Raw genomic sequence first — 12252 nt, 5'->3', positions numbered from 1 at the left:
GTTTCAAACGTGTTGAAACGCAGTTTTCAGGTAGCCTTTAAGCCTTATATATAAATCATAAAACCCAAGAACACAACCAGCCGATTTGCGGCGCTCATATGAAAACCAACCTGCTCAACTACGACATCGCTGGCCTCACCGCCCATTTCGCCCAAATGGGGGAAAAACCCTTCCGCGCCCGCCAAGTGATGCGCTGGATGCACCAAGGCGCAGCCGGCGATTTCGATGAAATGACCGACCTGGCCAAATCGCTGCGCGCCAAGCTCAACGAGAGTGCACAAGTGGGCGTGCCCGCGCTGCTGGCCGCGCAGGAAAGCCGCGACGGCACGCGTAAATGGCTGTTGGATGTGGGCACCGGCAACGGCGTGGAAACCGTGTTCATCCCCGAAACCGACCGTGGCACGCTGTGCGTTTCTTCGCAGGTAGGCTGTGCACTGGAATGCACTTTCTGCTCCACCGGCCGCCAAGGCTTCAACCGCAACCTCTCTACTGCCGAAATCATCGGCCAATTATGGTGGGCAAACAAAGCATTGGGTGCCACCCCCAAAGACGAACGAGTGATTTCCAATGTGGTGATGATGGGCATGGGTGAGCCGCTGGCCAACTACGATAATGTGGTGACCGCGCTCTCCATTATGCTGGATGACCACGGCTACGCCCTCAGCCGCCGCCGCGTTACCGTGTCCACCTCCGGCATGGTGCCGCAGATGGACAGGCTCAAAGAAGACATGCCGGTGGCGCTGGCTGTATCTCTGCACGCCCCAAACGACGCCATCCGCAACGAAATCGTGCCGCTAAACAAAAAATATCCGCTCAAAGAGTTGATGGTTGCCTGCCAGCGCTATCTGGTTAAAGCCCCGCGCGACTTCGTTACCTTCGAATATGTTATGCTCGACGGCGTAAACGACAAACCCGAACACGCCCGCGAGCTGTTGGAATTGGTTAAAGACGTTCCCTGCAAATTCAATCTAATTCCGTTTAACCCCTTCCCCAATTCCGGCTACAACCGCTCCAGCGATGAAAATATCCGCGTATTCCGTGACATCCTGTATCAGGCCGGTTTAGTGGTTACCGTGCGCAAAACGCGTGGCGACGACATCGATGCGGCCTGCGGCCAACTGGCCGGACAGGTGCAAGACAAAACTCGCCGCCAACAAAAATGGCTGCAATTACAAGTTGCGAAAGGTTGATTATCATGAGAAAAAATTTAGTTGCCTCCCTGACGGCATTCGCTTTGCTCGCCGGCTGCGGCGGCATCACTATCCACACCGGCAACAAAGAAGTGCGCAACCGGCCAGAGGAAATTGCCGCCATCAAAACCCAGCTTGCCATCGAATATATGAATTCGCGCGACTACCGTGCCGCCGTGTCTGCGATTGAAGAAGCCCTACAGGCTCAGCCACGCAACGAAAACGCCTGGCTGGTGCGTGCTGAAATTTATCAATATCTGAAAGTGCCGGAGAAAGCGGAAGAAAGTTTCCAACGCGCCCTGTCTATCAAGCCCGACAGTGCGGAAATCAACAACAACTACGGTTGGTTTTTGTGCAACTCCGGCAGCCGTGCAAACCAGGCCTTGGCTTATTTCGACCGCGCCCTGGCCGACCCTACTTATCCCAGCCCGCAGGTAGCCTACATGAACAAAGGCATCTGTAGCGCCCGCCTGGGGCAATACAACCTGGCCATGGCCTATCTGGAACGCTCCCAAGCCGCCGACCCGAGTTTCGCCCCCGCGCAAAAAGAAATGGCACGCGTGCGCATGCTCGAAGGCAATTTGGGCGAGGCCGACCGCCAGTTCCGCCAATATCAAAGTAAGGTAGACCGGCTAGGTGCCGACGATCTGCTGCTGGGCTGGAAGATTGCCCGCGCCCGCGGCCAAACCCAGGCTGCCTACGAATACGAAGCGCAGCTGCGCACCAACTATCCGTATTCGCCAGAACTTCAAGAAATTACCACAGGAAGACCCCAATGACCGAGATCTCAACCCCCCAGCTGGCCGCTGCTGAAGAACTGGGCAAATTGTTGCGCCACAACCGCGAACAGCAACAGCTGTCGCTTGGCGATGTGTCGGAACACCTGAAACTGCCCGCCCGCCAGGTGGAGGCGTTGGAAAACGCCGATTTCAGCAAATTGCCTGAGCCCGTGTTTGTGCGCGGCTTTCTGCGCAGCTACGGACGCTACCTGAATTTGGATGAAACCGTATTAAACAACTATCTGGAGCAGATAATTACCCCCAGCCAATTCCAAAGCCCTGCTGCCAAAGAAGACGGCAACGTGAAGATGACCTACCACAACGCTCTGATTAAAAAGCCATTTCCGCGCTGGATTTTCGGCGTGGCCGCCACTGCCGCGATTGTGGGCGTGGTAGTGTTGTGGCAGATGAAGTCCAATACCGAACACCAAAAACAGAATGCCCAAACCAGCATTCCGGAAAACCAAATCCTGCCGCCCAACTTAGACAGCAGCAATGTGCAGGTGTTGCCGCTGCAAGAAGCCTCCACGCCTGCTGCCTCCCTGCCGGCGGTTTCAGGTAGCCAGCCGCAGCCGGTAGAAAACCCTGCTTCTGCACCGGCCGCTGCTGCAGGCATCCAATCGGCTCAGGGCGAATTGGTGCTCAAACTGCGCTTCCGCTCTTTCCTCACCGTAACCGATAAAGACGGCCAAATGCTGGTAAGCAAAATCGTGCCTGCCGGCAGCGAACACCGCTTCTCCGGTAACGGTCCCTACCGCGTACGCATCGGCTTTGCCAAAAACAGCTTAGCCAGCTACAGCGGTCGCGACATCAATGTGGCCGAGCACATGGTCGACCAAAAAACCGCCGCCTTCACTGCCGGCGGCCAAGATGATGCCGCCCAATAACCATACCTGTTTATGAACACAACCCTTCCTTCCCGCCGGCGCACGCATCAGGTAGAAATTGAACACATCACCGTCGGTTCCGGCTCGCCGGTGGTGGTGCAGTCAATGACCAACACCGACACCGCCGACGCCGAAGCCACCGCCTTACAGGTAAAAGAACTCAGCGAAGCCGGCTCGGAAATGGTGCGGATTACGGTAAACAACCCGCAGGCCGCTGCCAAAGTGGCCGAAATCCGCAGCCGGCTCGACGACATGGGCTGCCCCACCCCGCTCATCGGTGATTTCCACTTCAATGGCGAACGCCTCTTGGCCGAATTTCCCGAATGCGGCAAGGCCTTGGCCAAATACCGCATCAATCCTGGCAACGTGGGCAAAGGCACGAAAGGCGATGAGAAATTCGCCTTCCTCATCCGCACTGCTGCCGAAAACGGCAAAGCTGTACGCATCGGCGTGAACTGGGGCAGCCTCGACCAAAGCCTAGCCAAACGCCTGATGGATGCCAACCGCAGCCGCTCCGAGCCGCAGCCGCCCGAAGCCGTGATGAAAGAAGTACTGGTGCTTTCTGCGCTGGAATCCGCACAAAAAGCCGTGGATTTGGGGCTACCTGAAAACAAAATCATCCTGTCGTGCAAAGTCAGTGCCGTGCAGGATCTGATTCAGGTGTATCGCGATTTGGGCAGCCGCTGCGCCTATCCGCTGCATCTGGGGCTTACCGAAGCCGGCATAGGCAGCAAAGGCATCGTGGCTTCTACCGCCGCGTTGTCTGTATTGCTGCAAGAAGGCGTCGGTGACACCATCCGCATCTCGCTCACCCCCGAGCCCGGCAGTTCGCGAACGCAGGAAGTGATTGTGGCGCAGGAAATTCTGCAAACCATGGGGCTGCGTTCCTTCACACCAATGGTTACCGCCTGCCCAGGCTGTGGCCGTACCACCAGCGCCGTATTCCAAGAGCTGGCGCGCGATATCCAGCTGCACCTGCGGATGCAGATGCCCGTGTGGAAACACAAATATCCCGGCGTGGAAAGCCTGAACGTGGCTGTGATGGGCTGCGTGGTCAACGGCCCGGGCGAAAGTAAACTGGCCGATATCGGCATCAGTCTGCCCGGCACCGGCGAAACCCCGGTTGCCCCCGTGTATGTGGATGGCGAGCGCAAAGTAACGCTTAAGGGCGACAAGATGGCTGCCGAGTTTTTGCAGATTGTGGAAACCTACGTGGCCGAAAACTACGGCGAAGGCGGCAAAAAACGCCTCAGCCAAGCCGCCAAAATCATCCCTATCCGCCAAGCTTAGCCGGATTGGCGTACGAAAACGAAACTTTTGCCTTGATTGGCAAAGGTTTTTTATTTTCAAGCAACCTCAGCTGCATCGTTGCAAGCCGCCTGAAACGCCGTAGCGAAAATTCAGCTAATCCGCCATATGTATAGTGGATAAAAATGAGAATAGGACAAGGCGAGCCACGCAGTAGCGTTCTTATTTTAATTCACTATAAAATATGTTTCGGCTATCACTTGCCCATGTAGAGCTTGCTCCGCAGATTGGCTATAATGCCCACCAACCGCAGCTATAGCGGGCACACAAAGGGAAACATCATGGCCGCCGACCTTCGTCAGCTTCTGCTCAAACTCTATCTGCTCAACAACCCCAAACTCGAACACAAAGTTTACATCTACTCCTATCGCGGCGTAACCGATGTGGCCACCAACCCCTTCCAATATGTTAGTGGTGATGTGGCCGAAAACGTGAAGAAAAGCCTGATCCTGCAAAATCTGGCCAGCGGCGAAATGCTGCAGGCCTTCATCGTGCCCACGCCCGATAGCAAAGGCAAAACCCACAGCGCCTACGAAATTGAAAACACCGTGCTCTACGGCAACAAAGCCGGCGTTATTATCGAAATCGGGCTCGATAAAGACAAAATCGAAAAAACCGATAAATACCGCCAGTTCAGCCATTTGGCAGTGAGCATGTTGCGGCAGTTTATCGACTAACCCGCAATTCAAATCCTAATCAGGCTACCTGAAAACCGAAAAGGCAGCCTGAGAAGGGCAATCCCATAAACCATAGAAATCAAGGAAAATACCATGCAAACATGGAAAACTGCCCTCTGCCTCACCGCCCTGCTCACCGCAGCTGCCTGCGCCAAACCGCCCGCCCAAGCTGCGGGCGAAGCGCAGCTGCAATCAGTAACCAACGTGGAAAGCTACTGCAAACTCACGGCAGCCGTCTCCCACGATGCCGCCCTGGCACGGCTGGAAGGCGAAAAGCCTGCCGACACTGAAGCCCGCCTGCGCCAGAAGTATGCGCCCGCCGCCCAAAGTGACGAATCCCGCAGGCTGGTGTACGGTACCATCAGTATGGTCGTCAGCAAAGCCCAACGCGCCCGTGGTGTACCTGCCGATTCAAAAACTTCGCTCGATGCCGATACCAAAAACCGCATCGCCGAACGCATCGGCGCAGAAGAATACCGCTCCTGCATGAATGTGCTTGCCGCCAAACAATAAACGGCCAACCCAAAGGCGGCCTGAAATCCCTTGCCCCGCCGTGCTATAATGCACGGTTTTTTCTATTTCCGATCCGATTACAAGGCAGCAGACAACCCCATGAAAAACATCCGCAACATCGCCATCATCGCTCACGTCGATCATGGCAAAACCACACTCGTAGACCAACTTCTGCGCCAATCCGGCACCTTCCGCGCCAACCAACACGTGGATGAACGCGTGATGGACAGCAACGACCTCGAAAAAGAACGCGGCATCACCATCCTGGCCAAAAACACCGCCATCGAATACGAAGGCTACCACATCAACATCGTCGACACCCCAGGACACGCCGACTTCGGCGGCGAAGTCGAACGCGTGCTCGGTATGGTGGATTGCGTACTGCTGTTGGTGGACGCGCAAGAAGGCCCGATGCCGCAAACCCGCTTCGTCACCAAAAAAGCCCTCGCACTGGGCTTGAAACCCATTGTGGTGATCAACAAAATCGATAAGCCCACCGCCCGCGCCAGCTGGGTGATCGATCAAACCTTTGATTTGTTCGACAACCTTGGCGCCAGCGAAGAGCAGCTCGATTTCCCCATCGTCTATGCCTCCGGCCTCTCCGGCTTCGCCAAGCTGAACGAAGAAGACGAGAGCAGCGATATGCGCCCGCTGTTCGACACCATCCTCAAATACACCCCCGCGCCTTCAGGTAGCGCCGATGCGCCGCTGCAGCTGCAAATCTCCCAGCTCGACTACGACAACTACACCGGCCGCCTCGGCATCGGCCGCATCCTCAACGGCAAAATCCGCCCCGGCCAAACCGTGGCCGTGATGAACCACGACAAACAAATCGCCCAAGGCCGCATCAACCAGCTGCTCGGTTTCAGCGGGCTGGAACGCGTGCCGCTGCAGGAAGCCGAAGCCGGCGACATCGTGCTGATTTCCGGCATCGACGAAATTGGCATCGGCGTAACCATTTGCGACAAAGACAACCCCATCGGCGTGCCAATGCTGAGCGTGGACGAGCCCACCCTTACCATGGACTTCATGGTGAACACCAGCCCGCTGGCCGGCACCGAAGGCAAATTCGTTACCAGCCGCCAAATCCGCGACCGCCTGCAACGCGAACTGCTCACCAACGTCGCCCTGCGTGTGGAAGACACTGCCGATGCCGATGTGTTCCGCGTGTCCGGCCGTGGCGAACTGCACCTCACCATCCTGCTGGAAAACATGCGCCGCGAAGGCTACGAACTGGCCGTGGGCAAACCGCGCGTCGTGTACCGCGACATCAACGGCCAAAAATGCGAGCCGTATGAAAACCTCACTGTGGACGTACCCGATGAAAACCAAGGCGCCGTCATGGAAGAACTCGGCCGCCGCCGTGGCGAGCTCACCAATATGGAAAGCGACGGCCACGGCCGCACCCGCCTCGAATACCACATCCCCGCCCGCGGCCTCATCGGCTTCCAAGGCGAATTCATGACCCTCACGCGCGGCGTCGGCCTGATGAGCCATGTATTCGACGACTATGCCCCCGTGAAGCCTGATATGCCCGGCCGCCACAACGGCGTGCTGGTTTCCCAAGAGCAAGGCGAAGCCGTGGCTTATGCCCTGTGGAACTTGGAAGAACGCGGCCGCATGTTCGTGTCGCCCAACGACAAAATCTACGAAGGCATGATTATCGGCATCCACAGCCGCGACAACGATTTGGTGGTGAATCCGCTCAAGGGCAAAAAGCTCACCAACGTGCGCGCCAGCGGCACCGACGAAGCCGTGCGCCTCACCACGCCGATTAAGCTCACGCTGGAAAGCGCAGTGGAATTTATCGACGACGATGAACTGGTGGAAATCACCCCCAAATCCATCCGCCTGCGCAAACGCTACCTGAGCGAACTGGAGCGCCGCCGCCACTTTAAAAAATTGGACTAAGGCTACCTGAAAAGCCTCAGGCCGCTTAAAATCCAGTAACAGGCTACCTGAAAACGAAGCTGAACATCTCCGCCATCTTTCAGGTAGCCTTTATTCCAATCCAACCTTTCAGCCATATCCACCAACATGAGCCTCCCCGCCTCCAACAGCAGCCTTTCCTACCGAGCCGATATCGACGGTCTACGCGCTGTGGCCGTGATTGCCGTTATCCTGTTTCATATTCATGCCAAGCTGCTCCCCGGCGGCTTTCTCGGCGTGGATATATTCTTCGTTATCTCCGGCTATTTGATTACCTCCATCATCCACAAGGAGCTAACCGGGCAACGCTTTTCGCTGCTCAATTTCTACCAGCGCCGTGCCAAACGCATTTTGCCCGCCTTCTTGTTTGTGCTCGCCGCCTGCACGGCCGTGGGCGCATGGCTGCTGATGCCGGACGATTTTTTTAACTATCTGCGTTCGCTGCGCTCCTCGCTGTTTTTCGGTGCCAACCTGTTTTTTGCCAAAAGCGGAGGCTATTTTGATATTGCTTCCGCCGAAAAACCGCTGCTGCACATCTGGTCGCTTTCCTTGGAAGAGCAGTTCTATTTTGTTTTCCCTCTCTTGATGTGGCTGGTGCACAAATATCTGCCCAAATACACCGTGCACGCTGTTATCGCCATGATTGCCGCCAGCCTGCTCTCCGGCTTGGTGCCTTATGAGGCAGATGCCTATTACCTGCCGCAAGTGCGCGCATACGAATTACTAATCGGTTCGCTGGCTGCCGTGGTACCGGCTCGCTGTAAAACCTCGAGCAAAAGCCTAAACCCAACTGCGTGGTTGGCCGCTATTGTTATGCTGGTTTGTTTGTGTTTGCCCGACGGCTTCCTGCCTGGCAAAGGCTATATTGAGCGCTTGGCCGTATGCAGCGCTGCTGCCTGGCTGATTGCCGCCGGCAACGGCAGTCGTTTCAACCAGCTGCTCGCTTGGAAGCCGATGGTGGCCATCGGCCTGATTTCCTATCCGCTGTATCTGTGGCACTGGCCGGTGCTGGCGCTGCTGCGTTATGCATATATGGACAGCGTATTGCCGTTGGATGTGGTATTGGTGTCAATGACCGGCGTGGTATTGGCTTCGTGGGTATCGTACCGATTGATTGAGAACCCGATTCGACACAGCAAAAAACTGTCTGGCAAGGCGTTTGCCAGCGTGATGGCGGTTTATTTCGCGCTGGGGATTGGGGTGAATGCAGGGCGTTCAGCTTACGATAAGCAGCTTCGTCACACTCCGGAAAAGCAAGAGTTGGGCTGGCATACTGGTATCTGTAATGACGGGGAAAAGAATGATTGCGTTAAAGGTGATCGTAGCAAGCCTGTAACTGTATTAGCAGTAGGCGATTCACATACTGGGCATTTCAATACTTTCTATGATTTAGTGGGTAAACACGAAGGCTGGTCGGCCTACGTCATATCTGTGGGGAGCTGTGGTTTTCTTCATAATACATCTACGGTATACAAAGATTTAGCTGATCAGCCTAAACGGAGTGAAACTTGTTTAGCTATGTACCGCCAAGTAGAGCAAGATTTAGATAAATATCCAATAGTGATTTTGTCTAACCGTTGGCAACAGCGACTGGGAGAGAATAACTTCCCTCAAGATTTTGAAAAAACCCTACAATTTTTGCTTGATCAGAACAAAATTGTTTATGTATTGAAAGATAATCCTAACGCTGGAGTAAACATCCTTCGTAGGAGATACCTCCAATCCATTGGCCTATTTCAGCAACTGACGGAACGGCAGCAATTTATCCGTCAAGACTCGGAAGCAGCCAACCAAACCATTTACGAGATTGTCCGCAAATATCCCCAAGTACACTGGATAGATTTTACTGATTTGGTCCCTTCAGACTTTACCGTTGATGGCCTGCCCATCTATGTTGATAGTGAGCATTTCAACCCATACGGCTCGGAACAAATGGGCAAACGCTTTATCGCTTCCGGCCGCCGCTTATTGCAGCCGCTGCCTGATAAACCAGCTGATCAACAACCGGTAAACCATCAATAGCACGATTCTGCTCTACCAAAAGGCTACCTGAAATCTGCCCATCGGTTTCAGGTAGTCTTTTCATATCAGCCGAAGAGTGCCGCAGAATCGGCTATAATGCCGCCGTTTCCAATGCTTGATTTCAGGGAAGGCATCATGAGCGATTTTCGGCAGGATTTCCTGCGCTTTGCGCTGGAGCAGGATGTATTGCGCTTTGGTGAGTTTGTTACCAAGGCCGGGAGGCTGTCGCCCTATTTTTTCAACGCCGGGCTGTTTAACGATGGCGCCTCTACCCTTGCGCTGGCGCGGTTTTATGCGCGTTCGATTCTCGAGAGCGGGGTGGAGTTCGATATGCTGTTCGGCCCGGCTTATAAAGGCATCGTGCTGGCTTCAGCCACGGCGATGATGCTGGCCGAAGCGGGGCGCAATGTGCCTTTTGCCTACAACCGCAAGGAAGCCAAAGACCACGGCGAAGGCGGCACGCTGGTGGGTGCGCCGCTGGCCGGGCGGGTGTTGATTATCGATGATGTGATTTCCGCCGGCACTTCGGTGCGCGAATCGGTGCGCCTGATTGAACAGGCGGGTGCCACGCCGGCCGGGGTGGCAATTGCGCTCGACCGCATGGAAAAAGGCACGGGCAGCCAATCGGCGGTGCAAGAGGTGCGCCAACAATACGGGCTGCCGGTGGTGCCGATTGCCAGTCTGGCCGATTTGCTCGCACTCTTGCAAGACGATGCACAGTTCCGGCAATACCTCGCGCCGGTGCAGGCCTACCGCGACCGCTACGGAGTGGCGGATTAAGAATAAAGGCTACCTGAAATTGGGAAAGTGGGTTTCAGGTAGCCTTATATATTGCACCCTTTTTTTTGCAGCCATATGAACGGATTTGAGGCTACCTGAAAGCGATGTCTTGGCAAAGACAAGGCCGAGCTTCTGCGAAGCTAAAATTTTCAGGTAGCCTTCAACGTTCCAGCCGCCCGCAGCCGCATTCTTCGGTAGAATATAACAAATCAAGCATCTATAATACTTCCAGCTATATTTCCGTTCCGCAATCGTTGCGTTTGAAGCGGATTTTTATTCAATATAATCAAAGGCTGGAAATTTTTTGCGGAACAGATTTTCTACCTCGGCCATGCCTTTATCAACCCATCATGTCGTGCCGCACAGTCGTTATACAGATGCACCACTTCCAGCGCCCACGGCAGCATCACCTTGCCCGTTGTTCCCGACAATTCGGGCAGCCTTGGGCAGGGCATAGCCAAATCGGCCGGCGGCTCAATGGCGCTCGGCAATGGCGGCGTTGAGGACTTGCACCCCGGAAGCATCAACGCAATCGCCAGTAAACACAGGCCGCTCGATAATTTGCTGTACCACTTCACGCCTTACCCTCACTTTCTCGTCCGCTTTGGACTTCTCTTGTTGATATTCCACGCTTGCCGTATGGGCGGTTTTTTGATGCTTCTGCTTCTGCTCGGCCAGTTTGGCATTGATGGCTGCCGTGGCCGCAGCATAGCCCGCTTGGTAGCGTTGCCTGCCATACCAATATTCCCCGCCTACCACCGCCGCCAACAGCGCGGCAAGGGCAAGTGGTTTCCAGTATTTGTATAAATAAGTCATATAATTACCAATGATATGTTTAATATGTCACTATTTTTAGTCACATTTACTTGATATGTACACGGCATCAACCTATACTGCAAATACCTTTAAAAATTCATAAAAAATAAACATGATCGCCCATGTGGCCGGATAGTTTCAGGTAGCCCCTTGCATTTGCAGGGGGTTTTGTTTATGATGAGCGCACTACTAAATTACGAGCGGTTCAATCGCCCCGACAGTGCGGCTTTTTTCTGCCTGATATTTTCAGGTAGCCTTCAATGGCGGGATGATAGCCGTAAATACAATACCCTTCGGGGGAATAGCGGCAGCCGTCTCGTAACGGTAGTTGAGTCCCGCCCACCTCATTCTGTGGGTTCTATCAACTAAATTACGAGGTTCATCATGAACGCAATTCAATCTTTCCAATTCAACAACATCCCAGTTTCTTTCCGTGATGACGGGTATCTCAATGCGACCATGATCGCATCTCACTTTGGAAAACTCCCTAAAGATTATTTGAAAAGTGAGCAAACTCAACAATATATCTCCGTACTTGCTGAAAATTTAAGCGTTAGGAGAAAAATCCTAACGAAAGAAAATCAAATAGTTATCGTGAAACGTGGTGGGATCGAACAAGGTACATGGCTACACCCGAAACTGGCCGTTCACTTCGCCCGCTGGCTCGACCCTAAATTTGCCGTATGGTGCGATGAACAGATTGAGCAGATTCTTTCAGGTAGCCCCCAAACCCGCAAAGCCCTACCGTCCGGCCTGACTTACGAGCAGCAGGAACAAGTCAAAGCCCTACACCGCATGCTGGTGGGAGCCGTGCCGAGAGAGCATCAGGCCAAGCTGGCAATTACCTTGTGGAGCAGCATCAAATCCAAATTCAAAGTCGGCTACAAAGACGTACCGCCCGAGCAGTTCCTCGAAGTGTTGAGCCTGATGAGCCGCGTGGCGGTGGAGAAGGGCGTACAGTACAGCGAAGCCGATACCGTGAATCTGGAAACCGTGCCGAAGCTGTTTGCCAATCAGGCCAATATCCCGTTCAACCTGAACCGCAACGCCTACTACGCCGTTACGGTGAAGGGCGGCAAAATCTACCGCCATCTCGTCAGCTACATCACCTCTCCGTATGAAGACGGCATGATTCCGTGTCTGGCGCATCAGGTGTAAGATACTATTGTTTCCGATAGCAATATCGGTAGGAATCTGTTTCCCGCTAGGTTGAGACAGTGACAACAGGGCATCGGGCAACCGGTGCCCTTTGCCTTACCCCTGGATTTCTGAGGGCAAATCGTTTATGATTCGCGTAGTCGTCAGTCTCCATGCCGCCGCTCCGAGATTGATGATTAGAGACCCCGCCAAC

The 12252-nt window shown here is 54.4% G+C and carries 12 protein-coding genes; 10 read left to right on the top strand and 2 right to left on the bottom strand.

Features of this window, described 5'->3' with window-relative positions; all coding sequences use genetic code 11:
* The first annotated feature begins 98 nt into the window (after nucleotides 1-98).
* From rlmN to pyrE, 9 genes are all read left to right on the top strand, one after another.
* The gene (gene rlmN / locus A7P96_RS02050) at nucleotides 99-1190 is read left to right on the top strand and encodes a 23S rRNA (adenine(2503)-C(2))-methyltransferase RlmN (RefSeq protein ID WP_067524378.1); all 1092 of its coding nucleotides are present in this window, start codon (nucleotides 99-101) and stop codon (nucleotides 1188-1190) included.
* A gap of 5 nt (nucleotides 1191-1195) precedes the next feature.
* Nucleotides 1196-1969 carry a type IV pilus biogenesis/stability protein PilW gene (pilW, locus tag A7P96_RS02045; RefSeq protein ID WP_082880724.1) on the top strand — a complete coding sequence of 258 codons (774 nt, stop codon included), beginning with the start codon at nucleotides 1196-1198 and terminating at the stop codon, nucleotides 1967-1969.
* The gene (locus A7P96_RS02040) at nucleotides 1966-2856 is read left to right on the top strand and encodes a RodZ domain-containing protein (RefSeq protein ID WP_067448737.1); all 891 of its coding nucleotides are present in this window, start codon (nucleotides 1966-1968) and stop codon (nucleotides 2854-2856) included. The genes pilW and A7P96_RS02040 overlap by 4 nt, the downstream gene beginning before the upstream one ends.
* 12 nt (nucleotides 2857-2868) lie before the next feature.
* Complete coding sequence (gene ispG / locus A7P96_RS02035) at nucleotides 2869-4146, top strand: flavodoxin-dependent (E)-4-hydroxy-3-methylbut-2-enyl-diphosphate synthase (RefSeq protein ID WP_067524376.1); 1278 nt, start codon at nucleotides 2869-2871, stop codon at nucleotides 4144-4146.
* Nucleotides 4147-4445: 299 nt separating this feature from the next.
* The gene (locus A7P96_RS02030) at nucleotides 4446-4841 is read left to right on the top strand and encodes a hypothetical protein (RefSeq protein WP_067440095.1); all 396 of its coding nucleotides are present in this window, start codon (nucleotides 4446-4448) and stop codon (nucleotides 4839-4841) included.
* A 93-nt stretch (nucleotides 4842-4934) separates the two neighbouring features.
* Nucleotides 4935-5354, top strand: a complete 420-nt coding sequence (locus A7P96_RS02025; RefSeq protein ID WP_067524374.1) for a hypothetical protein — start codon at nucleotides 4935-4937, stop codon at nucleotides 5352-5354.
* A 99-nt stretch (nucleotides 5355-5453) separates the two neighbouring features.
* The gene (gene typA / locus A7P96_RS02020; RefSeq protein ID WP_067524560.1) at nucleotides 5454-7265 is read left to right on the top strand and encodes a translational GTPase TypA; all 1812 of its coding nucleotides are present in this window, start codon (nucleotides 5454-5456) and stop codon (nucleotides 7263-7265) included.
* A 126-nt stretch (nucleotides 7266-7391) separates the two neighbouring features.
* A complete protein-coding gene (locus A7P96_RS02015) occupies nucleotides 7392-9305 on the top strand; it encodes an acyltransferase family protein (protein WP_067524372.1) in 1914 nt (637 codons plus the stop codon).
* 135 nt (nucleotides 9306-9440) lie between these two features.
* Nucleotides 9441-10085, top strand: coding sequence for an orotate phosphoribosyltransferase (gene pyrE, locus A7P96_RS02010; RefSeq protein WP_067524371.1), 645 nt, complete (start codon nucleotides 9441-9443; stop codon nucleotides 10083-10085).
* A 320-nt stretch (nucleotides 10086-10405) separates the two neighbouring features.
* On the opposite strand, the gene A7P96_RS10930 is transcribed toward pyrE, so the two are convergent.
* A complete protein-coding gene (locus A7P96_RS10930; RefSeq protein ID WP_167508176.1) occupies nucleotides 10406-10576 on the bottom strand; it encodes a hypothetical protein in 171 nt (56 codons plus the stop codon).
* Entirely contained in the window at nucleotides 10560-10901 is a 342-nt protein-coding gene (locus A7P96_RS02005) for a hypothetical protein (RefSeq protein ID WP_067524369.1), read from the bottom strand. Before A7P96_RS02005 ends, A7P96_RS10930 begins: the two co-directional genes overlap by 17 nt.
* A gap of 384 nt (nucleotides 10902-11285) precedes the next feature.
* Here A7P96_RS02005 and A7P96_RS02000 point away from each other — a divergent pair, with 384 nt between their 5' ends.
* Nucleotides 11286-12059 carry a KilA-N domain-containing protein gene (locus A7P96_RS02000; RefSeq protein ID WP_082887888.1) on the top strand — a complete coding sequence of 258 codons (774 nt, stop codon included), beginning with the start codon at nucleotides 11286-11288 and terminating at the stop codon, nucleotides 12057-12059.
* Nucleotides 12060-12252 lie beyond the last annotated feature (193 nt).

Source organism: Eikenella sp. NML03-A-027 (genome assembly GCF_001648395.1).
In the GTDB taxonomy this organism is placed as follows: Bacteria; Pseudomonadota; Gammaproteobacteria; order Burkholderiales; family Neisseriaceae; genus Eikenella; species Eikenella exigua.
Note: the sequence above shows the minus strand (reverse complement) of the source record. Positions and strands in the feature narration are given on the sequence as shown.